The 22,502-nt window shown below is 41.2% G+C and carries 19 protein-coding genes and 1 tRNA gene; 5 read left to right on the forward strand and 15 right to left on the reverse strand.

All coding sequences use genetic code 11. The features are described 5' to 3' along the window. Positions 1–9 precede the first annotated feature (9 nt). Positions 10–258 carry a hypothetical protein gene (locus tag JCM15124_RS15720; RefSeq protein WP_156930621.1) on the forward strand — a complete coding sequence of 83 codons (249 nt, stop codon included), beginning with the start codon at positions 10–12 and terminating at the stop codon, positions 256–258. 886 nt (positions 259–1,144) lie between these two features. Then, entirely contained in the window at positions 1,145–1,429 is a 285-nt protein-coding gene (locus JCM15124_RS17215) for a hypothetical protein (protein ID WP_444543837.1), read from the forward strand. 403 nt (positions 1,430–1,832) lie between these two features. Here the strand turns inward: JCM15124_RS17215 and csx28 are convergent, their stop codons facing one another. From csx28 to lepA, 10 genes are all read right to left on the reverse strand, one after another. Then, a complete protein-coding gene (csx28, locus tag JCM15124_RS02835; RefSeq protein ID WP_024998206.1) occupies positions 1,833–2,372 on the reverse strand; it encodes a type VI-B CRISPR accessory protein Csx28 in 540 nt (179 codons plus the stop codon). A gap of 4 nt (positions 2,373–2,376) precedes the next feature. Further along, positions 2,377–5,778 carry a type VI-B CRISPR-associated RNA-guided ribonuclease Cas13b gene (gene cas13b / locus JCM15124_RS02840; protein WP_036884929.1) on the reverse strand — a complete coding sequence of 1,134 codons (3,402 nt, stop codon included), beginning with the start codon at positions 5,776–5,778 and terminating at the stop codon, positions 2,377–2,379. Positions 5,779–6,518: 740 nt separating this feature from the next. After that, a tRNA-Phe gene (locus JCM15124_RS02845) sits at positions 6,519–6,591 on the reverse strand. 264 nt (positions 6,592–6,855) lie between these two features. After that, the gene (locus JCM15124_RS02850) at positions 6,856–7,956 is read right to left on the reverse strand and encodes a thiamine-phosphate kinase (RefSeq protein WP_024998208.1); all 1,101 of its coding nucleotides are present in this window, start codon (positions 7,954–7,956) and stop codon (positions 6,856–6,858) included. A 97-nt stretch (positions 7,957–8,053) separates the two neighbouring features. Further along, positions 8,054–8,863: a purine-nucleoside phosphorylase gene (locus tag JCM15124_RS02855; RefSeq protein ID WP_084608823.1), complete on the reverse strand. Its 810-nt coding sequence runs from the start codon at positions 8,861–8,863 to the stop codon at positions 8,054–8,056. Then, entirely contained in the window at positions 8,748–9,935 is a 1,188-nt protein-coding gene (lpxK, locus tag JCM15124_RS02860) for a tetraacyldisaccharide 4'-kinase (protein WP_024998210.1), read from the reverse strand. Before lpxK ends, JCM15124_RS02855 begins: the two co-directional genes overlap by 116 nt. A 50-nt stretch (positions 9,936–9,985) precedes the next feature. After that, positions 9,986–11,755 (reverse strand): signal peptide peptidase SppA, encoded by a 1,770-nt coding sequence (gene sppA / locus JCM15124_RS02865; protein WP_024998211.1) that lies wholly within the window; start codon positions 11,753–11,755, stop codon positions 9,986–9,988. 231 nt (positions 11,756–11,986) lie between these two features. Further along, on the reverse strand, positions 11,987–13,267 hold the full coding sequence (locus tag JCM15124_RS02870; protein ID WP_198019115.1) for a DUF3078 domain-containing protein: 1,281 nt from the start codon (positions 13,265–13,267) through the stop codon (positions 11,987–11,989). A gap of 44 nt (positions 13,268–13,311) precedes the next feature. Continuing rightward, on the reverse strand, positions 13,312–13,905 hold the full coding sequence (locus JCM15124_RS02875; protein ID WP_024998213.1) for a Crp/Fnr family transcriptional regulator: 594 nt from the start codon (positions 13,903–13,905) through the stop codon (positions 13,312–13,314). Between the two features lie 21 nt (positions 13,906–13,926). Beyond that, complete coding sequence (gene lepA / locus JCM15124_RS02880) at positions 13,927–15,708, reverse strand: translation elongation factor 4 (protein WP_024998214.1); 1,782 nt, start codon at positions 15,706–15,708, stop codon at positions 13,927–13,929. A 133-nt stretch (positions 15,709–15,841) separates the two neighbouring features. Between lepA and JCM15124_RS02885 the strand changes: the two genes are divergently transcribed. Continuing rightward, the gene (locus JCM15124_RS02885) at positions 15,842–16,240 is read left to right on the forward strand and encodes a DUF8479 domain-containing protein (RefSeq protein ID WP_024998215.1); all 399 of its coding nucleotides are present in this window, start codon (positions 15,842–15,844) and stop codon (positions 16,238–16,240) included. Between the two features lie 313 nt (positions 16,241–16,553). On the opposite strand, the gene JCM15124_RS02890 is transcribed toward JCM15124_RS02885, so the two are convergent. From JCM15124_RS02890 to JCM15124_RS02910, 5 genes are all read right to left on the reverse strand, one after another. Next, positions 16,554–17,018, reverse strand: a complete 465-nt coding sequence (locus JCM15124_RS02890; RefSeq protein WP_024998216.1) for an ExbD/TolR family protein — start codon at positions 17,016–17,018, stop codon at positions 16,554–16,556. Beyond that, on the reverse strand, positions 17,015–17,554 hold the full coding sequence (locus JCM15124_RS02895; protein WP_024998217.1) for an ExbD/TolR family protein: 540 nt from the start codon (positions 17,552–17,554) through the stop codon (positions 17,015–17,017). Before JCM15124_RS02895 ends, JCM15124_RS02890 begins: the two co-directional genes overlap by 4 nt. An 8-nt stretch (positions 17,555–17,562) precedes the next feature. Then, positions 17,563–18,072, reverse strand: a complete 510-nt coding sequence (locus tag JCM15124_RS02900) for a hypothetical protein (RefSeq protein WP_024998218.1) — start codon at positions 18,070–18,072, stop codon at positions 17,563–17,565. Between the two features lie 3 nt (positions 18,073–18,075). After that, positions 18,076–18,918 carry a MotA/TolQ/ExbB proton channel family protein gene (locus JCM15124_RS02905; protein ID WP_024998219.1) on the reverse strand — a complete coding sequence of 281 codons (843 nt, stop codon included), beginning with the start codon at positions 18,916–18,918 and terminating at the stop codon, positions 18,076–18,078. A 206-nt stretch (positions 18,919–19,124) separates the two neighbouring features. After that, positions 19,125–19,997 carry an ATPase gene (locus tag JCM15124_RS02910; protein WP_024998220.1) on the reverse strand — a complete coding sequence of 291 codons (873 nt, stop codon included), beginning with the start codon at positions 19,995–19,997 and terminating at the stop codon, positions 19,125–19,127. 643 nt (positions 19,998–20,640) lie between these two features. On the opposite strand from JCM15124_RS02910, the gene kdsA reads away from it, so the two are divergent. After that, positions 20,641–21,399: a 3-deoxy-8-phosphooctulonate synthase gene (gene kdsA, locus JCM15124_RS02915; RefSeq protein ID WP_024998221.1), complete on the forward strand. Its 759-nt coding sequence runs from the start codon at positions 20,641–20,643 to the stop codon at positions 21,397–21,399. A gap of 21 nt (positions 21,400–21,420) precedes the next feature. Beyond that, complete coding sequence (locus JCM15124_RS02920) at positions 21,421–22,371, forward strand: KpsF/GutQ family sugar-phosphate isomerase (RefSeq protein ID WP_024998222.1); 951 nt, start codon at positions 21,421–21,423, stop codon at positions 22,369–22,371. Positions 22,372–22,502: the final 131 nt, after the last annotated feature.

A 22,502-nucleotide genomic window follows, 5' to 3' on the forward strand; every position in this document is an offset into this window, starting at 1 on the left:
TTTCGAGATATGGGAAAAACGCTTTCGTTAAGCCAAATGGGCACAATGCCAAGCGTGCTTGAGTATTCTCATGGCGAGAAAATGCACTTTTCGAGATATGGGAAAAACGCTTTCGTTGAGCCAAATGGGCACAAGCCAAGCGTGTTTGAGCATTCTCATGGCGAGAAAAGAACATATTTTGAGCGTCAGGGAGTTGTTATACCAACCTCCACCCCTCGTTTCTCTCTTTCCTCCTTTTCGTTCGGACTTTCTTATTAAGCACATATTCCACTTGCAAATTGACTTTTAATTATGGCTGTTTCGCCATAATTAAAGTCAATTGTTTTATCGAGCTGTCGATATTTTAAGGGAATTGTTTTCCCCTTTTTTGTTTTCGGCAATGGCTGAACATTGTTTCCGACAATCGCCGAAACCGGCTTCAATACCCCCAACCATCGTTTTCATAATCCGCATAGGCAAGGTAAGGACGTGAAACAACACGTTCCTACCCTCTCCCAAAAGCCGCTTCGCACGGCATTTCCATTCTTTTAAAAGTCCCTATAACATAGGAAAGCAGAGAAAAGAAAACCACTTCGCACGATATTTCATTTCTTTTTAAAACTCCTATAACCTATGAAAGCAGAGGAAAGAAACCCACTTCGCATGGCATTTCATTTCTTTTTAAAGCCACTATAGCTCAAGAAAGCAGAGGAAAGAAAAACACTTCGCACGGCATTTCCATTCTTTTTAAAGTCCCAATAACCCCTTACTCCGGCACAAAGAAACCGCCCCGAGTTTGTAAAGATAATTCTGTTAAAAAGTGATATAATCGCTTTGGCGTTGCGAAACCGTAGGTTTTGCGTTGTAAAACATACGGTTTTACCGTGCAAAACCTACGGTTTTGGAACGCAAAACAATAGGTTTCTGAATGCGCTGATAAACAGATAGTTACACAACAGCATTGCTTGCGAAAAACATTTACATATTTATCGCCTTTTTCCGCCCATAAAAAGGCTTGTTCCCCATTACATTTTCTACTCCCCCTACTTCATTCACTTGTTTTCTAAAGCGTTGTTTGTGCCTTGCAAAAAGAAGGCAGATGCAACTATGTACGGCAGGTAAATGCACATAAAGGTGTTGTCTGTGCCTTGCAAAAAGAAGGCAGATGCAACTAAAAAATGGAACGCAAATTCTGTATGATGTTGTTTGTGCCCTTCAAAAAGGAGGCAGATGCAACAATGGCACTCGGCGTTTCGCGTTCAATGGTGTTGTTTATGCCTTGCAAAAAGGAGGCAGATGCAACGACGAGGCTAAAATACCGCGCCAAATACGAGTTGTTTATGCCTTGCAAAAAGGAGGCAGATGCAACGATGGCACTTTTTACGCTACTCCTTATGAGTTGTTTGTGCCTTGCAAAAAGGAGGCAGATGCAACTTACAAGAATTTGTAAGTTGGGATGTGTGTGTTGTTTGTGCCTTGCAAAAAGGAGGCAGATGCAACTATCTATGACAAGATAAGCAGCGAATATGGGTTGTTTGTGCCTTGCAAAAAGGAGGCAGATGCAACACCAAAAAGTCAAAACTTAATTGTAGATATGTTGTTTGTGCCTTGCAAAAAGGAGGCAGATGCAACATATAGAAGAAAATAAAGAACAAATAACTGGTTGTTTGTACCTTGCAAAAAGGAGGCAGATGCAACCCGTCTGGTTGTTGCGTGTACAGTAGGCAAGTTGTTTGTACCTTGCAAAAAGGAGGCAGATGCAACGAAATTGGCTTAAATGCCTATTTCTAAGATGCTTTGCCTTTCTTCTTCAAGGGTAATTCTTTCCTTTTCGATTAATCGAAATGTAAATCTCATTGTTGTAAATTTCTATCTTTTCTGATTTGTATTGAGAGGCTCTGATGAATTTCTATCATTCTCTTTGCCAGTTTCTTATTCGTTATTTCTATCGCCTCGGCAGGGTTGTCTTTGGCAGTAAGCAACAGCCCATAGACAAGAGTTCGATATTCAAATATCAGCGACATTGTCTTTTTTGATAGAAAAATGCCATTGCCTTTGTTGTATATCTCTTCGGTCAGCTCTCTTATAAACTTGCGTATATTGGCTTGTCTGAAATAATAAGCTTTCTCTCCGCCGCCCTTAGGCTCCTCCCACACCAATATGCAGTCGTCGTTTTCCGTATCTGTGATAAACCTAAGCAATTTATAAACGCTTTGGTGTGCCTTCAGTATGGCTTCATACTTTGCACGTTCGATATTCTCAAAACTTTCTTCACGCAGTTTCTTGACAGCGTAGAAATACGTTAGATAGACTACAACAATGATTGCTGCTGAGTTAATCAAGGCAGGAATCAATGCAATAATCAGCTCTTTTGGAATTAATGTACAGTCCATAATCTTATCTTTTAGTTGCTGTTTGTTCTTCTATTTCTATTATTCTGTCTATTGTTTCTTTGGTTTTATCCTTCAGTTTCTTGGCAATACCAAGTCCCTCCTCGTTGGAAGTATTAGCAGAAGAAAGGCTGAATGGTTTAATATTTGCGAATGCTATTCTATCGCGCATTGGGTATTGATTGTGCGAAAAGGCATTCCGCACCTCAGTAAGGAGTTTTACGTCATTCTTCAAATCTGTATCGTCCGTTTCTTTCTTGTGCTCCAACCACTTATCAAGCATTTGTCTGAACTTGTTGGTTGGTAACTTCTCATCGTTGCCTATCAGCGTTTCTTCTAATCTCAACATATCTTTGATAATTTCGACTCTTGCCCTTTGATACTCTCCGAGTTCATATTCTACAAGCGATTTGCTGATAGGTTTACTCTTCAATTCTGCTTCAGAAGAAGTTTCAACGAACGAGAACAGCCCATTGAGCCTGCGGTCTTTTACCAATGCCTTAAAGTTTCCTTGTTTTAAAAGCTTGGTTTCAGCCTCTTTTATATAAATGGTATGCAAAGGTTTATCCTTTATTATATTGTTGGAATCGTCAGTTTCGTACACCGTAACAGGCAGTTCCATCGGCATTATTCTGTTCAGAATATTATTCTTTTCTTTTTTTGCTGTATCTGTATCAATATCCTTTAAGCGCAACTTTTGCAGTTCTTCGATATTGAGTTCGTCTATTTTCAGCTTATCAATCAGTTCCATACACAACAGCCACGTTACGATGTCTTGGTTTCGTACAAGTCGTAGTTCCCGCTCAAACTTTTTCCAAGATTGAAAATCAAGATAAGAACGGAACTCTTCCTTTTCCTCATCTGTCTTCTTCTTGAACTTATCCTTATTCGTCTTTTCCTTGTTTTTCTCTTTGGTTTTATAATCTTTGAACTTGGTTTTATTTCCTTTCCACAGTTCTTCACGTTCCTTTTTATTCAAGAATGTACCTTCTTGGGAGTTGTGTATATTGCCCACGTTGAAAGGATAGCCATAAAATGGCTGTACATAGTCTTCTATTTCTTTTTGGTAATCTTCTTTGAAGAACAAGGGAATTACTTTTGCAACCAAGCCAATTCTATCGAAGTCTTTAACTTTCTTGTATTCCTCTGATTCATTCTGATGCCTTATAAACCATTCTCTGATAGGCTCTGTAAAGATTCCACGTGGCAGATTAAAGCCGTTTTTCCACCCTTGCACCAATGTTTCGCGATTGGTCTTTGGCTCTTTAAGCTTAAGGAAATATTGGTTCTTCTTCCAATCTTCGGGCTTTAGACTTCCGAGAAAGTTTTTCTTTGCTTCCAAATAGCTGCGATAGAAAGACAAGATATTGTTATGTTCCTTCCACTTGGTATCTTTCAAGAATGGGTGTGGGTTGTCTTTTCCTATGAGATTCATTTGTCTGAAGTAAGGAGCAAGGCGTTCACGTTCGCTGCCGAAGAGTGCAAGCGTGCGCTGCAACAGCTGATATTCTGTGCTGTTGGCTTTACTGTTGTTCAGTGGATAACCGTCTCTATCTCTTTGTACAGGTTGGAAACGCATCATATCATTTACCAACCAACTGGCAATCCTACCTGATTTCAACGGTTTGATATTTCGTCCACCATCTTCTACCTCTCCCTTTACTTGTTTATCAAGAGCTGCAAGACGCTTCTTGGTGTCCTTTATCATTTTCTTTTGCTTGTCTTCTGCCTTTTTTGCCATATCTTTATACTCGTTTTTCAATATGGCAATCATTTGTTTGGGCAGATGTCGTATTGCAATATCTTTGCCCTCACAGTATTCTTTTAATTCTTCTTCGTTGTTTATCTCTTCATTGGCAAAAGCACCATAGAGTTTATATATATCTCTTATTTTTTTCTCAATGATACCTTCCACTTTACTTGCATTTATCTTTCCATTGTTAGGTTCTTCTTTATTTAACAACAGATAATAGAACATCATTGGCAATAGCTCGTGTACGCTTAGGAATGCCTCTGCCTTGAATGATTTACCAAGATTGTACTTACTTCTTTCATTGACCGTTGTTTTTGTTTCAAGTGATGGCCAAATAGTTTTTTTCTTTTTCTTATTCTTATTTCTAATGCCTATCTTTTGGTTCTCCAAATGATAATGCGGTGTGGTTTCCGAGATATACGGTTCGTTTGATTCTTCAAAGGTATCTAAATCCTTTACAAGTGCTTTCCACTCATCGGGTCGATTCTCTTTGGCAAATTCTTGTATGCGTTCAAAACCATATAGCTTATGTGTAAGATGGCGGTCTTCCTTCTTATCACCGATTTGTTTCTTATAAATGGAGAAGTGATAGGTGCCCAAGTCTATTTGGAAACGAAGATTTGTGAATATCTCGTTATAGTCGAAATAGCGCAATGCAAAGTAAGGGAAACGGTCTTGGTGCCTTACCAATGTGTTTTTGAAAGGCTCTTGTTCGGCATCGTAGTCCTCGTCTGCAGGATCGAAGGGGACTCTGAACTTTTCTCTCTTCTCTCCTTGCAGGCGTTTGTACAACGATTTGGGGCAACGTATCAGCTCGTTGAGCATATCGAGCAATATCCAGTCTTGTGTTTGCGTGCTTTCCAATCGCAGTTTTGGCAAGAGCATTCGGCTCCTGCAAAATACCTCATGGGTCATTTTCTGTTTGTTTTCCCTATTGTCTTTAAAGCCTTTAATCTTTGTCTGTGCCCATATTGCATCTTTCTTTTCAAGGAATAAGGATACAAAGAAGAGCAAACCGCTTTCGGTTATGTTTCCTTTTTTATTTCTTGTAAAATAATAATTGAATTCTCCTTCTGCTCTGCCAAGATGCTTAAAGTCTTCTTCAGGGTTTATATCTTTGTTATGTTCGTAATCTTTTATCACTAATTGAACATTGGTATCAAAGATATTATACATATTTTCCAGTAATTTTTCCTCCAACTTTGGTTCTTCTAAAGATTTAGAATGCTTGTAATGAGAATAATAGTTTCTTGCTTCCCGAAGTTTCTCTAAAAAGAGAAATAAACAATCCTTCAGACTTTCAAACGATTGGGCTTTGGCTTGTTCTTCTTCTTTTTGTTTTGTATTATTGGTAGAACTCTGTTGATATGTCGCAGCTTCCAAGAAAGGGAAATGTTTCATTATCAGTTCTCTTAATCGGTCTTTCTTATTAATATCTGTATCAACTTTTCCCCAAAGAGTTTTAATGGCTAATATGTCTTGGTCATTATCAATAATTATTTCTTGGTCTTTCTTGTTTTTTAGCTCCAGCACCTTGTTAATATGGTTCACTGTAATATAGACATTGTGGCGTGCCAAATTAAGGAATGCCGCCCAAAAATGCTTATCACCTAACGTATAGTCAGTTGATTTTGTAGAGTTATTATCGTTTTTCATTTTCACTATGTGTATAATTTTATAGTATTGTTTTAATTTTAATATCCTATAAACGCTTTAGCAACAATAAATTGCTTAGGTTCTTGCCCCATTGTAAAATCCGCTTGTCGTGGTGTTGCGATGTAAAACGGCGAATTATACAACCAAGTATGGCAAAGATACAAATAAATTTCGAGAAGCAAAAACTTTTTGTAAGAATACTATTAAGTATGGAGAAGTTTGAAAATACAGTCAGCCCCTGCAATCGGCTATGCACTTTTATCCGCCTTAAAGAATGTATAGAGAGCGATTATTTTAATGTGCGTCCGGCATAAGAAAGCAGGTTAAGTAAAGTAATTTTGTAGATGTTTTTTAAGCAAATCCGCGATGAAACAGTGAGCGTTTTTCGGTTTAATATTGTAAAGATAATTCTGTTAAAAAGTGATATAATCGCTTTGGCGTTGCGAAACCGTAGGTTTTGCGTTGTTAAACCGTAGGTTTTACCGTGCAAAACCTACGGTTTTGGAATGCGAAACAATAGGTTTTGTAATACGTTGATAACAAGATGGTTACACAACAGCTTTCCTTGTGAAATATATTTACAGTTTTACCGCCTTATTTCCATATAAAAAACAAGTTATTCACAATAAGTTTTTGTTGCTTCTTAAAAACTTATTCCAACTTCAGACTACGATTATAGGAGAGAAACAGACACAAAAAAAAGCAGTCCCAAACGAGAACCGCTCTAATGAAAGGAGGAGTGGTACCACCAGGAATCGAACCGGGGACACAAGGATTTTCAGTCCTTTGCTCTACCAACTGAGCTATGGTACCATTTTATTGCTTTTTCCGAATGAATTAATATCATTTCTGAATTGCGAGTGCAAAGGTAGTTATTTTCCCCCATTCCCGCAAATATTCTGTAGGATATTTTAAGGCTTAACTTTCGTTCACATTAACAAAATATGGCGATACTATACTTAACCGACTGAAATACAATAATTCCTAAGTTTTACTACCAATATATTTAACCCCAATCAGCCATTAGGACGCTAATGACAGATTGGGGTTTAAAACTCAAAAAATCAGGTAAAGTACTTAATCTACCCACCCTTGTGCGGTCAGTTGGAACTCGTTGCCGTCTCTTGCAACAAGATATTCGCCCAATTTAGCTTCGGTAATATAACCTATTTGTCGAATATTCTTGATAGATTCTATCTTTGCGTGGTCGCTAATAGGTATGGTGAACAGGAGTTCGTAGTCTTCCCCACCGTTCAGCGCAGCTGTTGTAAGGTTCATATTGAACTCCTCACAGGTTGCAGCCGTTTGATAGTCGATAGGTATTTTATCCTCATAAATTCTGCAACCCACATTGCTCTCCTTGCAAAGATGCTTCAAATCGCTCGAAAGACCATCAGAAATATCAATCATCGCAGTAGGTCGTATGCCTGCTTCACGAAGTTGTTTCAACACTTCGCCGGGAGCTTCGGGCTTCAACTGTCGGTCTATGAGGTATTCTTTACCTGCAAAATCGGGTTGGAAACTTTCTATCGCATCGCGTTCAACTTTCAGTGCTTCGAGCTTCACCTTATTGTTTTCTGCCTGTGCTTCTTTCAGTTTCTTGTTAAATTCTTCTACTTGCTGATAGTAAACCACCTTTTCACGTTCCAAGACCTGCAAGCCCATGTAAGCCGCACCAAGGTCGCCCGATACACATATAATATCGGTTGGCTGTGATCCCTTTCTATAAACAATATCTTCTTTGGCAATTTCTCCGATGCAGGTAATGTTTATGGCAAGTCCTGTATAGGAAGATGTGGTGTCGCCCCCTACTATATCGACATTCCATTTGGCACAAGCAGCTTTCAATCCAACGTAGAATTGGTCGAGATTAGTTACATTGATGCGCTTTCCCAAGGCTATCGAAACTACCATTTGGCGTGGTTGCCCGTTCATTGCGAATATATTGCTCATGGCAACCATTGCACATTTGTATGCCAGATGCTCCATATCGATGTAGGTAAGGTCGAACTGTATGCCCTCCATAAATAAATGAGAAGACACAAGTGTTTCCTTATCGGCATAACGAAGCACTGCCGCATCGTCGCCAACACCCATGATTGTTGAAGGGTTGGTAGGTTTAATATCCTTCGTCAGACGTTCTATCAGTTTGAATTCGCCCAATTCTTTTATTTCCATATTGCTTTTATAGGATTAAGTATAAGCATGTTCTAAAAAACCACGCCACAATAAATTTATCGTTAAATGGTATTCTTAGAACCTGCTTATAAATATGTTAAGCACGCTTTATCATTTCGCGCATAATTTCGGTCATCAAAGGCTGTGCCTTGTTGGCAGCCTCCTGAACCTCTTCGTGGCTTACTTCGACAGGTACGTCGAAACCGCCTAAGTCGGTGATTACACTAACACCGAACACCTTTATGCCGGAATGGCGTGCAACTATAACTTCTGGAACAGTGCTCATACCCACAGCATCGCCACCTAAAATACGGTACATTTTGTATTCTGCAGGAGTTTCAAAGGTAGGACCTTGTACGCCTGTATAAACCCCGTGCATTACTCTGATGCCCTTTTCCTTTGCAATCTCGTCTGCTTTTTCTATGAGTGTGTGGTCGTATGCTTCGTGCATATCAGGGAAACGAGGTCCGGTTGGGAAGTTAGGACCATGCAACGGGTGTTCCGGGAAGAAGTTTATGTGGTCGGTAATAATCATTAAATCGCCGATTTTGAACTCCGGATTCATACCGCCCGAAGCATTGGAAACAAATAAAGTCTGAATACCCAACTCGTGCATGACACGGATTGGGAACGTAACTTCCTGCATATGGTAGCCTTCGTAGTAATGGAAACGACCTTTCATCGCCATAATGTCCTTACCGCCAAGCTTTCCGAAGATAAGGCAACCTGCGTGTCCTTCTACTGTTGATACAGGGAAATTAGGTATATCTTTATATGAAAATTCGTAACTGTCAGTTATCTCTGAAGCTAATTGTCCGAGACCTGTTCCGAGAATGATTGCCGTTTTCGGACTTGTTTTCATTCTTTCCTTTAGCCAAGATGCTGTTTCTTGAATTTTTTCGTACATAGGATAATATTTTTTCGTTAAACTTTTCTTCTTTATCGAGCATAAACTTAACTTGTATTGGCAGTGCATATATATTTTTCCGCACCTCTTCGTCCAGCCCTTCTAAGTTCAATAGTCGTGCTTTATCTTTCTCTGTGGTAATGATTATCTTTGGATTGTCCATCGCTGCAAAGGTTTCATTGATGAGTACCACATCTTTGGCTTTAAAAGAATGATGGTCCGGGAATGCCAGCGATTGCACACGTGAAGCCTCCACATACTGACTTAAATCTACTTCCAACTGCTTTGGCAATGCGATACCTGTAAGCAGCAAAACATTTCTATTGTGTATGTCGGTCAGCGGGATTGTTTTTTCGGTAGCCACATTGTCGAATACCGGTACAAGGTCGCAATATTCCAACGTTGTAAAGAACAATTCTTGGAAAGGATATAAGTTCATTGCCTTGCTCAATACGCGGTAATCAATAGGATTCAGCTCTTTGGGGCACTTCGTAACAATCACTATATCGGCACGATTTTTTCCCGATAGTGGTTCGCGCAAGCGTCCGGCAGGCAACAATTTATCATAAATAATAAGACGATGATAATCTACCAGCAAAATGTTGATACCCGGTTTCACATACCGATGTTGGAAAGCATCGTCGAGCAACACCACATCGGTGTCTTTTGTTTGCTCGTTTTGCGTTAGATTATCAATACCTTCGCAACGCTTCTTGTCTACGGCAACATAAACATTTGGATACTTTTGCTTCATTTGGAAAGGCTCATCGCCAATCATTTCCACCGGCGTGTCCGTCTCAGCCAACACGTATCCCTTGCTTTTACGTTTGTATCCGCGCGACAACACTGCCACTTGCGATACATCTTTCAGTAAGCGCACAAGATATTCCACATGCGGTGTCTTACCCGAACCACCAACCGTAATGTTGCCAACTGATATTACAGGCACATCGAAGCTACGGCTTTTTAATACACCAAGTTCAAAAAGTTCATTACGAACCATTACCCCTAAGCCATAAATCCAGCTTAGAGGTAACAGCCCTTTGTGTATTTTTATAAAGTCGCCTTCCATTTGTGCTTACAACAAACAGTAATATGGCGTTGCCAATACTGTCGTGCTTATTAATTTATATAAATATAATAAGGTATTCTTGCTTGGATTGCAGACTGCTGATTAATGGTTCTCAACATTGAGAATGGTTCATAAAGCATACCCAACGAAGTGCGTAGTTGGTCGTTAAGATAATTGCTTTGCACATCGCTATCCAATATTTGGTCTATCCAACTTACAGGAGCAGGATAGCTTACTTGATGATATTTCTCTATCTTAGCCAACTGTGCAGCCTTCGCAAGAGCCTTGTCCAATCCGCCAAGTTCGTCTACTAACTTTATTTTCAGCGCATCTTCACCCGTATAAACGTGTCCCTGAGCAATCGCTTCTACTTGTTGCATTGTCAGTTTTCTGCCTTGAGCAACTCTGTTCTTAAAGGTTGCATAGCCACGGTCTATATAAGTTTGCAACATTCTCAACTCTTCTGCACTATAAGGACGTACAGTTGAGCCAAAAGTTGCGTTCTTGTTGGTCTTTACTTCGTCGAATTTAATGCCTAACTTCTCTGAAGCCAAACCGCTAAAGTCAGGGAACATGCCAAAGATACCTATTGAACCTGTTATCGTTGTTGGTTCAGCAACAATCCAATTGGCAGGTGCAGACATATAGTAACCACCCGATGCAGCATAGCCGCCCATACTTACAACAACCGGTTTAACTTTTTTCAGTTCCATAATTTGATGCCACATTTGTTCTGAAGCAAAAGCAGAGCCACCACCGGAATTAACCCTAATGACAACAGCTTTTACATCATCGTCCTTCATCAGTTTCTCTATATCTTTGCAAACGTCCTTTCCGACGATGACAGCTTTATTAGAGAAAGCTCCTGATACCTGTGCATCAACAATATCGCCATACGCATAGTAAACTGCAATTTCTTCGCCTTTCTTTTCCTCATCTATCGTACTCAGGTCGGCAAGCGATACCTGACGGATTTCGTCATCGTCATCAAGACCCAATCGTTTCTTTATTTCACCTTTCACTTGGTTGGTATAAAGAAGCCGGTCTACGAGTTTCATCTTAACATAGTCGCTTGGCGCATCAAGCGTTATCAAGCTATCGGCATACTCATTGAGTTTTGCAACCGGCACGTTTCTACTTTCGCTGACTGCCTTTGTCAAATGTTTCCAAATGCCATTCAAGTATGCGGTAGTTTGCAGTCTGTCTGCATCGCTCATCTTTTCTTCGGTAAAAGTTTCGGTAGCACTCTTGTATCTACCCACCTTAGATACTTGCATTTTTACACCAAACTTAGCCAACATATCTTTCAGATATACGTGTTGCGATGCCAAACCGTGCCAATCCAACATTCCTTGTGGGTTCAGATAAATCTTATCGGCTACCGAAGCCAAATAGTAAGCACTCTGTGTGTAGGTGTCGCCATAAGCAACTATCCATTTATTACTTTTCTTAAAATCTACCAAAGCATCTCTTATTTCTTGTAACGACGCATAAGAACTCGGCGCAAAAGCACCCGCTTCAAGATAGATACCTTTAATTTTATCATCGGTTTTGGCTTTCTTCAACCCTGAAAGTACATCTTCCAAGGCTACTCCACCTGCTACTCTGCCTGTAAATTTAGCCAGAAAATCTTCTTCGGAGCGTTCGCTCAGTGGTCCTGACAAGTCTATTACCAATACAGAATTATCTTTTATTTCCGCTGTTTCATCGCTTGATAATATCATTCCGAATATACAAGCGAAACCAATCAGCAACGTTACCAAACCAAAAAGGAATACGCCAACAAAGGTGGCAAAGACATTCTTAAAAAAGTCCTTCATAAAGACAAGTATTTATATGTTTCTATTTAAAGTATTGTAAATTCGGTAAAACTTCTCTTTTTACTATTTCACCGTGTAAACATTATCTTATGCAAAGATAAGCATAAATAGCTAATATTCCAAATTTTAGGATAATTCTTTACTTTTTGAAAGCTTTATTCACAAAAACAAGACACCAAGAACGAACATCTCTTGCTATACGACAATGTGCTAATTCTCAATATATTCAACTTAAAAGCTGTATTGAAATCCAATAGAGGCAAATTCTCTCAGCTGCCAATAGCCGCGACGCCCATCTCGTGTTACGCCATCGTCAAACCTTGGATAGATAAAGAGCTGTGCGCCTATATATCGATTAAACTGTAACTTAAATGTATTCTCCCATTCAAATTCGGTTCGTTTGTAAGTAGCATAAGCATAAAGACGCGTTTTCCAAGTAAGGGCTTCCATCAACTTCCACTCAAAGTCTACCGTAAATTCAGAACCGAAATCGTGCCGGGCATGTTTACCTTCCTCTATGCCCAATCTGCCTGCCAAATTCTTTAAGCGAGTATATTTTATATTGTAAGCCAAAGGAGCTAAATGTATATTTCCTTTCAACTTATGGTCTAACCAGTCGATGGTATAATCCATACCCAACGACAGGTTAATGTTCAATGGAGCGAGAATATCCGAATACAACGCAGGGTCGTTGGAGCGGTAAGAATGGGTAAACTGCGTATAACCAACGAACTGAACCGAATAGTACCATCTCTTGGTAGCCTGTAAACCGAATTTGGAAGTAAGGCGTATCAAGTCTTCCGTAGTTTTAAAACTATGCAACGAATCAGATTTGCTACTCTGAATACCAAACTTTAGTTCCAAACGGTTGTCCCATTTCACCTTCTGTTTATTGTTATAATTGGCTTCCAATAATGCCGATGATAACACCGAATAGTTGCTTTCGCCACCTTTATACCAGTTTCCGGAAACATAATTCTGTAACAACTGCAAAGAGTAATCGCCCTTATAAGTCCAGAAGTCGGGCTTCCTTATGAGCACTTCAATGGGCGAAAAGGTAGATTCTACGGGCGAAGGTGCAACTTTATCTACAATTTCCACATCCTGCTGTATAGGCATTTCCACGTCTACCGTTGCCGTTTGGCTTCCCCGAAGTTCGTCATCGGTAACTCTTACCAGCGATGGGCGGTGCAGATAAATATCTAAAAGCTGCTTATTATAAGCATCGTTCTCCTTCAAAGCAAACGCATTGCTTACAATATCTTTATAATAGGTGGTGGGCAAAAACAATCGGGCAAGCCGGAAAATGTCGCCTTTATAAGCCGCTCTTTTCCTGCCCGCCTCGCTAAAGATTTTATTTTTTGCCGAAGACAAAGAGTCCATATAAGTCCGAATCAAGCCGTTCGAACCATCATTATTCATTTGCTTTACAGACAAGGAGCCATTCACTTGCGCAGAAACTGCCAACGTGAAATTTATTGCAAATAAAAACAAGTAAATTTTACGCATCATTTTAAATTGTAGCCTTGCTATTTTCCTCTTTACAAAGTACACATTTAATCTAACAATGTAGCAGCACGGACACGGCTCAACGTCTCCGGTGTCATTTGCAAATAGCTGGCAATATAAACCAACGGTGCACGCAAAATAACCTGCGGACTCAGTTTACACATCTTCTTATAACGGTCTTGTGCAGTTTCAAAGCGCACAAGGTCGGCATGTACTTGCGAGATAATGAGACTTTCTTCCAATATCTTGCGATAGAGAATTTGTATATTCACATTGTGCAGTGCCACTTGTTCAAGTCGCTGCTTGGGCAATGCATACACTGTTGTAGGTTCTATCGCTTCTACCTGCAACTTGGTAGGCTCTTCGCGGAACAGACTTTCGATGCACATAAAAATGGTTCGGTCTTCGCCCAAATGTTCCGTTATCTGCTTTCCATTCTTAAAATAGAACTGGCGAATCAGCCCGTGTTCTATATAATAGATATTCTCGCATACCTCTCCTTCTCTCAAAATCATCTCGCCTTTTGCATATTTCATAGGTACGAGAATGCTTTCGATCACATCAAGTTCCTCGTGGGTCATGGTGCTGTACTTCCGAGCCAACTCGCGTGCTATGTCTCTGGTTTCAAAGGTTTCTTTCATATCTATGCCTCCTTATTGGGTTTAATCTAACTTTAATACTGCCAAGAATGCTTTTTGCGGTACTTGCACATTGCCCACTTGCTTCATACGCTTCTTGCCTTTCTTTTGTTTCTCCAACAGTTTGCGTTTACGGCTGACGTCGCCGCCGTAACATTTTGCGGTAACATCTTTACGAACCTGCTTCACTGTTTCGCGTGCTACAATCTTTCCGCCAATGGCTGCCTGTATGGCAATGTCGAATTGCTGACGTGGTATCAGTTCTTTCAGCTTCTCGCACATACGTCTGCCAAATGTTACGGCATTGCTTTCGTGGGTCAAAGTAGAAAGTGCGTCTACCGGTTCACCGTTCAAAAGAATGTCCAACTTTGCCAATTTAGACGGGCGGAACGAATCGATGTGATAGTCGAAAGAGGCATATCCTTTGGAAATGCTCTTTAGTTTATCGTAGAAGTCGATAACTATTTCGCCTAACGGAATCATGAAAATAAGCTCCAAACGGTTGCCGCTGACGTAGTTTTGACTAACAAGCTCGCCACGTTTATCAAGGCAAAGTGTCATTATCGGACCGATATAGTCGCTCGATGTAATGATTGATGCCTTTATATAAGGTTCTTCGATGTGCTCAATCATTGTTGGTTCGGGCAGCCCTGAGGGGTTGTGCACTTCCTTGCTTTCGCCCAATTTGTCGTACACCATGTAGCTAACGTTCGGCACGGTGGTAATAACGTCCATATTGAACTCACGGTCGAGTCGCTCTTGGATAATCTCCATGTGCAGCAAACCTAAGAAACCGCAACGGAAACCGAAGCCCAAGGCTTGCGAACTCTCGGGCGAGAAGGTGAGCGAAGCATCGTTTAGTTGGAGCTTTTCGAGCGATGCCCGCAGGTTTTCGTAGTCGTTAGGGTCGATAGGATAAACTCCGGCAAACACCATCGGCTTTACCAGCTGAAAACCTTCTATGGCTTTCTCGCAAGGGCGGTCTATGTGGGTAACCGTATCGCCCACTTTAACTTCGCGCGCATTCTTTATTCCCGATATAATGTAGCCCACTTCGCCTGTCGATAGTTCGTTTTTAGGCTTCATTTCCATTTTCAAAACGCCTACTTCATCGGCATCGTATTCCATTCCGGTCTGCACGAATTTCACCTTATCGCCCTTGCGAATGGTGCCGTTCGTTACCTTACATAAGGTTATAATGCCCCGGAACGAATTGAAAATAGAGTCGAAAATAAGTGCTTGCAGGGGGGCGTTCTTGTCGCCTTTCGGAGTGGGCACACGTTCAACGATAGCCCGCAGGATTTCCGGCACGCCTTCGCCTGTTTTTCCGCTGGCACGAATTATATCGCTTCGTTCGCAGCCGATAAGGTCGATAATTTCGTCTTCCACTTCTTCGGGCATAGCGTTCGGCATGTCAATCTTGTTGATTACGGGTATAATCTCAAGGTCGTTGTCGATTGCCATATAGAGATTAGATATGGTTTGTGCCTGTACGCCCTGCGTAGAGTCTACTATGAGCAACGCTCCTTCGCACGCTGCAATGCTTCTTGATACCTCGTAAGAAAAGTCTACGTGCCCCGGAGTATCTATAAGATTAAGAATGTACTTTTGTCCGTCTTGTTCGTACTCCATCTGTATGGCGTGGCTTTTGATGGTTATGCCACGTTCGCGCTCCAAGTCCATGTCGTCAAGCATTTGTCCACTTGTAACTTGAATGGTCTTGGTATATTCCAACAGTCGGTCGGCAAGTGTAGACTTACCGTGGTCTATATGCGCTATGATGCAGAAATTTCTTATTTGGTTCATTAAAATTTTCGTCTTTTAATATGCAAAATTAACAATAAAAGCGAGAAAAACAAAAGAACCAATCATAAAATTACACAAAAAGGCTTACCTTTGCATCATATTAGGTAAAGATAGCACATTATCAGGCAAGAAAATGAAACTAAACAAAGCTCTTTTTATATCAATTGTTTGTGTTCCACTTGTGGGCTGCCACGAGAGTTTGGAAGAACGTGCAGCGAAGGAATGCAAAGATTACACGCTGAAAAAATGCCCTACGCCGATTGTAGAAAACACGCGAATGGACAGCATGGTGTACGAAGCCGACACGCGCACCATACACTACTATCACTCGTTTTTCAACAAAGCCGACAACAAAGACATCATTGCTGCACACGAACAGGAGCTCCGCCAAACACTGCTTGCAGCGGTAAAGAAGGATATGGGCACAAAGATATATAAAGAAGCCGGCTTCAACTTCCGCTACACTTACCATTCGGGCAAAGCTCCACAAACGGTTCTGTTCGACCAGACTTACAAGAAAGGCGAATATTAAGACTGTCGCAAAAGACGCTGAAAACGCCCTTATCTTGTAAAGAAAATTCTGTTAAAAAACGATATAATCGATTTGGCATTGCAAAAGCGTAGGTTTTGCAATGTCAAACCTACGGTTTTACCGTGCAAAACAGGCTCTTTTGCATTGCGAAAGAGCCTGTTTTATAATACATTGACAATAAGATAGTTACATGATAGCTATGCTTATGAAAAACATTTACACTTTTACCACCCGGTCTTCGCCCGGAAAACAAGTTGTTTGCACTTAAATTCCTGCTGATTATAGATAGGGTTGCACAAAGAAAAACAACTGTTTATTGCTTTTTATGAGTAGCTGCAAAGTTTACTTTCAGCACGTTGCTTTCGCGCAAACTTTGCTTTAAGTCGTTGATTGTACCCATCGGCGTGGCTTTGTCGGCACGCACACTGACGCTCATTTGCTTCCTATCGGCTGCCGACATTGTATGGCGTTCCTTAGACAAATAGCCTTTTACATCTTTCAAGTCCACTATCTTGTCATTGAGTTGCACGCATAGGCTGTCGCCCGAAACTGCGTCTGTGGCAGTCATGGGTTCACCTATATATATATAGGATATGGCTGATTTCTTTACCAACTTGGTGAGTTCGGTTCCCTGCGGCACTTGATACTTCACCTTAACAGTGGTTTTACGCATGTGGGTAACAAGCATAAAGAAAAACAAAATCGTAAAAATAAGGTCGGGCAAAGAAGCCGTATTCAGTTCGGGAATACCTCGCTTGCGTCGTCGGTAAATGCTCATCGTGCGCCTCCTTCCCCGCCGTCAGGGCGTCTTACTTCGTAGACTTCCGAAATGCGCTGCGGTATTTCTTCGGCTATCTGCATTTTCTCTTCGGCAGTACAAAGCAGATATTGCTTTCCATATAGCTGTTCGGCTCGCTTGTTTCGCAAGTTGTTGTAGGCGGCAACTATCTCGTTTTGCAACGAAAAATAAGTGTTGTAAGCTGCTTTTCTATCCGCCTGAATTTGAATGATGTGCTTTTTCCCTTTCGATGCAACAAAGTTCCCCACCGTTTGCCTTACATTTTGCAAGGCTATCGGTTTATCGTTCAGCATCAATTCATTATCGGCAAGTATCCGGAACTTCAGCACCAAGCGTTCATCGACTATCGACTGAGTTTCCGTTTTTTCCTTTTCCATAGGTGGAAGTTGTCGTTCCAAGCCTTCGTCCACCTCCATCGAGGTGGTAACAAGGAAGAGTATCAACAGCATAAACGATATATCGGCTGTTGAAGAAGTGTTCAGTCCCGGAACTTTTCGTTTGGCACGTCTAAACATAAGCCTGTTTATTTTCTCTTCCTATAATAGCGTGTTGCACCAAAAACAGTTACTCCAATGGCAGCAAGCAGCAACACAAGCGACGAGGTAACGAACATATCGGAAGCCTTCAGCCAAAATTTATCGGCGTAGGTTGCACCGTTTATGACCATCGAATCGGAAGAACCGAATACAAACGACAGCACAAGGCACACGAAAGTAGTACCAAAAACGACTGTCGTTATTCTATAAGTAGGAATTCCATTCACCACTCTCTGCTTCACGGAGATTGTTTTCACTGTATGAAACACAGACAACAGCATGACAAGAACTGTCAGACCAAAGAGTATCCACATAAAAACAATAAGGGCATCGGTAAGCAAAGGCGCATTGAAAGCCGGATTTTCGGCAAGCGGAACATAGAAGCCAACGGAAAAGAACAAAACAAAAATAAGGGCAGCAATGCCTGTCAGCACGTACAAGACGCGCTGCGATATTCGTTCTTCTGCCAAGTTTGCAAACCTATTCTTTAACTTCATAACCTATCGTTTCAGTTTATACACCATAATAGCGTCCAACAACGAGATTGCCGACTCTTCCATCTGAGCCGTCAGATGCTCTATCTTGGAAAGTATATAGTTGTAGAATACTTGCAAGACCAAAGCCACAATGATACCGAAAATGGTGGTTATCAAAGCCACTTTCATACCCGAAGCCACAATGGTAGGACTGATGTCGCCCGCAATTTGTATTTGGTCGAAAGCCATTACCATACCTATGACCGTGCCGAGGAAACCCAACGACGGTGCCATAGCAATAAAGAGCGTTACCCACGAGCAGCCTTTTTCCAAGTTTGCACTTTGCACACTGCCGTAAGAAGCCACGCTTCGCTCTATGTCTTCAATAGAACTGTCGATGCGCAGAAGCCCTTGATAGCATATAGAAGCTACAGGACCACGGGTGTTTCTGCTGAGTTCTTTCGCCTTTTCTATGTCTTTTGCAACTATCAGGTCGGTCAGTTTCCCCATAAATCGCTTTGCATCAATCTCCGAAAGGCTTAGATAGATAATGCGCTCTATACAGAAAGCCAAACCCAACACCAAAGCCAAGGCAACAAGCGACATAAAACCTGCATTGCCGTCGATGAACTTTCGCTTTAGCGATTGGTGGAAACCAACACTTTCTGTCGATGCTTTTTGTACCTTCGGAGCATTTTCTTCCATTTCGAGCTCGTCGAGTGCATCGCTGCTTTGTACACCTCCGACCGCATTAGCCTCCACATTTGGTTTCGGCTGCGCTGCATCAGCGTTTTGCGCAATACTGCCCATCGGACAGGAAAACAAGATGATTGCGAAGATTGCAAGACAAGCAAATATTCTTTTCATACTGATATTCCTTTTCTAAAGTCTTATTATTTAATGCCGAAAGAGCTTGTTTGAAGTATCGAAACAATGTTCTTTTACCCTACGATACAGCCCTTATATTTTTGAAATTCAAAAGTACTAATTTTATGAATAACCGCCAAACGATTGGCAGAATATCTTCTATAACAGCATTTCGGCAGAATACATTCATCGTCAAAGCTACATTTCTATGCCTGCTTGGAGTGATGATAAGCCAGCATTCCACGAATGGGAGACTGCTCTACCCTATCTGCTTCAAAGCCAAACTTTGCAGCTGCCTTCTCAAAAGTACTGCGGAAGTGGTAGGCTATGCTGCCTATCGCCGACACGTTCTTCGCTCCATACGAGGCATATTCGCAGACATTGCGCTCAAAGAAAAGCTCAAAGTTTTGCCGTACCAATGCTTCCAATTCGGGCAAATCAAAATGTCGGTTTATGAATTTTGCGGTAGAAGCCAAGTATCTGTTTGCCAATGGTTTGCGATAAACGTTTTCAATGATGTCCTGATAGGTAAGATTTTCTTCGCGAAGGTATAACTCTCGGATAGCCTCGGGCAGTCCGCCTTTAAACATTCCGTTTATAAAGAGCTTCCCTAAAGCAGCCCCACTGCCTTCGTCACCTAAGATATAACCCAACGGCGGAACATTTTTTACTATCGTTTTTCCATCGTAAAAACAACTGTTCGAGCCTGTTCCCAATATGCAAACGATGCCCGATGTGCTGCCACACAAGGCTCTGGCTGCGCCCAGCAAGTCGCCGGCAACTTCCACTTTCGCTTCTACAAAGGTTTCAGACAAGCAATTTTTCATCTTGGGTTGCACGCTTTCCGTACACCCTGCCCCATAGAATGCAACCGATTTAATCAGGTTTGCTGCATCGGTATCCGCTAAAACAGATATTAACCGAGGTAGTACTTCGTTCTTTAAAATAAGTTCTATCTCGCTGTCTGATTGATGAAAAGGATTAATTCCCTGCGTTGAAATCACTTTATCGTTGTTTGCTTCTCCGCCCGAAACTATCCAATCGGTTTTTGTACTGCCACTATCCGCTATCAGTATCATACGCTTTGTTTTGCTTGCAAAAGTACAAAAAACTTCAAAATAAAATACTTTCATAGTATTATAAAACGTTAGTTCGGTATAAAAAGCATTTAAAGCAGACCATCTCGCAGGTATTTTCCGGCAAGCCTCGATAATGCAATAGAGAGCATTTCTTTCCGTTTCATTTTGTAAAGATAATTCTGTTAAAAAGTGATATAATCGTTTTGGCGTTGCGAAACCGTAGGTTTTGCGATGTAAAACCTACGCTTTTACCGTGCAAAACCTACGGTTTTGGAACGCAAAACAATAGGTTTTGTAATGCATTGATGCAGAGATAGTTATGCAATAGCTACGCTTGCGAAAAATATTTACATATATATTACCTTCTTTTCGTTCATTAAATAACGTGATTTTGGTGTAAGAATTGGACGAAGAAACTCCATTTCTTTTTGATTATAAGCATATTAAATCGCGACCGGTTCTTTCTTTAAGCATCTTATAAATAATATACCCGCATAATTATTATATCGAAATCACATAATAAAGTATTAATAAACTTATGCGGATAGCTTGCATATTCACCTTATTATATATACCTTTGCATTATTAAACAGCTTTGGGGAAGCTACTTTCTCAACATTCTATACTTCATATTGTTCCGCAAATGAATAGTAAAAACATCTATATCGCAGGTCCTTGCGTCATTGAAAGCCAAGAACTCCTGAACACTGTCGCTGCCGAATTGGTGCGCTTGAATAATAAATATGGCATAGACATAATTTTTAAAGCCAGTTTCGATAAGGCAAACCGCACCAGTCTGAACTCTTTCCGTGGACCGGGAATGGCAAAAGGGCTTGAAATGCTGCAAGAAATAAAAGACAAATACGGCTTACGGCTACTCACCGACATTCACGAAAGCTATCAAGCAGAAGCAGTAGGCAAAGTTGTAGATGTCGTTCAGATACCTGCTTTCCTGTGCAGACAAACCGATTTGCTGGTTGCAGCTGCCAAAACGGGAAAGATTGTGAACATTAAAAAAGCACAATTCCTTAGCGGAAAGGATATGAAATACCCGGTTGAAAAATGCAAAGAAAGCGGTGCGAAAGAGGTTTGGCTTACAGAACGCGGGAACAGCTTTGGTTATAACAATCTTGTTGTGGACTTTAGGAACATTCCCGATATGCAGGAATTTAGCCAAACCGTAATTATGGACTGCACACACAGCGTTCAGCGTCCGAGCGCAGGCAATGGAAAGACTGTCGGCGACCGCAAGTTTGTACCTTCAATGGCATTGGCTGCCAAGGCGTTTGGGGCGGACGGCTACTTCTTTGAAGTACACCCCGACCCGGACAAAGGGCTCAGCGATGCTGCCAATATGCTGGAATTAGCCAACCTTGAAAGTCTAATCGTACAACTACAATAAAGCGAAAGGGAGAAAAGCAAGATGGAAAGTGTTAGAGATTACGCCATACAATGTATAAAAGACGAAGCCAAAGCCACATTAGCTTTAATAGAACAGTTGGACGAAAACTTCGATAAGGCAGTGGACTTGATGTACAACTGCAAAGGAAAAGTTATTGTTACGGGGGTTGGCAAAAGCGGAAACATAGGTGCCAAGATAGCTGCCACACTGTCATCGACGGGCACTCCTGCCTTCTTTGCTAACCCGTTAGATGTCTTCCACGGCGATTTGGGTGCCATGACAAAGGACGATGTCGTGTTGGCACTCTCTAATTCGGGGCAGACCGACGAACTTCTGCGCTTTATTCCGATGGTGTTGCACATGAACATTCCTATCATTGGCATGAGTGCCAACCCTAATTCGTTATTGGCAAAATACTCTACAACACATATAAAGGTATGGGTGGAGAAAGAAGCATGCCCACTGAATTTAGCTCCAACAAGCTCTACGACAGCCGCACTCGTAATGGGAGACGCTCTTGCCATTGCCCTAATGGAAGTCAGAAAGTTCCGTCCGAAAGACTTTGCACAGTTCCACCCCGGCGGAGAATTAGGCAAACGCTTGCTAACGACTGCACAAGACGTTATGCGTTCAGAGGATTTGCCTATCATTCCCAAAGAAATGCACTTGGGAGAAGCCATCATTCACGTCAGCAACGGTAAGTTGGGATTAGGCGTTTCCATTGAAAACGACAAGATTATCGGACTTATTACCGATGGCGACATACGCCGTGCGATGGAGAAATGGCAAGCTGAATTTTTCGATCACACTGTGGAAGACATCATGACAAGAACGCCTAAGACCGTTCTTCCTAATACCAAAATCACCGAAATTCAAAGTATTATGCAAAAATACAAAGTGCATACGGTGTTGGTTTGCGATAAAGAACAAAGGCTATTGGGCGTTGTAGACCATTACAGTTGTATGATTTAACGGTGCGTTTCAAAGCAAAGAAGAATACAAAAGACTAATAAAAAAGAACACAAAAGGCGAATAGTGTGAAGAAAACAGAAAGAAAATCACCTTTATTTACCTTGTTATTACTATGGTTTGCTGCTATTTGG

Origin of the sequence: Prevotella falsenii DSM 22864 = JCM 15124, assembly GCF_000613945.1 — a bacterium.
Taxonomy (GTDB): Bacteria; Bacteroidota; Bacteroidia; order Bacteroidales; family Bacteroidaceae; genus Prevotella; species Prevotella falsenii.

Excerpts from the sequence above, each read along its gene's own strand:
- JCM15124_RS02905 (WP_024998219.1), bottom strand. The coding sequence starts at position 18,918 with ATGAAAAGAATATTTGCTTGTCTTGCAATCTTCGCAATCATCTTGTTT.
- JCM15124_RS02920 (WP_024998222.1), top strand. The coding sequence starts at position 21,421 with ATGGAAAGTGTTAGAGATTACGCCATACAATGTATAAAAGACGAAGCC.
- JCM15124_RS02850 (WP_024998208.1), bottom strand. The coding sequence starts at position 7,956 with ATGGAAATAAAAGAATTGGGCGAATTCAAACTGATAGAACGTCTGACG.
- lpxK (WP_024998210.1), bottom strand. The coding sequence starts at position 9,935 with ATGGAAGGCGACTTTATAAAAATACACAAAGGGCTGTTACCTCTAAGC.
- JCM15124_RS15720 (WP_156930621.1), top strand. The coding sequence starts at position 10 with ATGGGAAAAACGCTTTCGTTAAGCCAAATGGGCACAATGCCAAGCGTG.
- JCM15124_RS02885 (WP_024998215.1), top strand. The coding sequence starts at position 15,842 with ATGAAACTAAACAAAGCTCTTTTTATATCAATTGTTTGTGTTCCACTT.
- csx28 (WP_024998206.1), bottom strand. The coding sequence starts at position 2,372 with ATGGACTGTACATTAATTCCAAAAGAGCTGATTATTGCATTGATTCCT.
- cas13b (WP_036884929.1), bottom strand. The coding sequence starts at position 5,778 with ATGAAAAACGATAATAACTCTACAAAATCAACTGACTATACGTTAGGT.
- JCM15124_RS02890 (WP_024998216.1), bottom strand. The coding sequence starts at position 17,018 with ATGAGCATTTACCGACGACGCAAGCGAGGTATTCCCGAACTGAATACG.
- JCM15124_RS02900 (WP_024998218.1), bottom strand. The coding sequence starts at position 18,072 with ATGAAGTTAAAGAATAGGTTTGCAAACTTGGCAGAAGAACGAATATCG.
- JCM15124_RS02855 (WP_084608823.1), bottom strand. The coding sequence starts at position 8,863 with ATGTACGAAAAAATTCAAGAAACAGCATCTTGGCTAAAGGAAAGAATG.
- JCM15124_RS02910 (WP_024998220.1), bottom strand. The coding sequence starts at position 19,997 with ATGATACTGATAGCGGATAGTGGCAGTACAAAAACCGATTGGATAGTT.
- sppA (WP_024998211.1), bottom strand. The coding sequence starts at position 11,755 with ATGAAGGACTTTTTTAAGAATGTCTTTGCCACCTTTGTTGGCGTATTC.
- kdsA (WP_024998221.1), top strand. The coding sequence starts at position 20,641 with ATGAATAGTAAAAACATCTATATCGCAGGTCCTTGCGTCATTGAAAGC.
- JCM15124_RS17215 (WP_444543837.1), top strand. The coding sequence starts at position 1,145 with ATGCAACTAAAAAATGGAACGCAAATTCTGTATGATGTTGTTTGTGCC.
- lepA (WP_024998214.1), bottom strand. The coding sequence starts at position 15,708 with ATGAACCAAATAAGAAATTTCTGCATCATAGCGCATATAGACCACGGT.
- JCM15124_RS02875 (WP_024998213.1), bottom strand. The coding sequence starts at position 13,905 with ATGAAAGAAACCTTTGAAACCAGAGACATAGCACGCGAGTTGGCTCGG.
- JCM15124_RS02895 (WP_024998217.1), bottom strand. The coding sequence starts at position 17,554 with ATGTTTAGACGTGCCAAACGAAAAGTTCCGGGACTGAACACTTCTTCA.
- JCM15124_RS02870 (WP_198019115.1), bottom strand. The coding sequence starts at position 13,267 with ATGATGCGTAAAATTTACTTGTTTTTATTTGCAATAAATTTCACGTTG.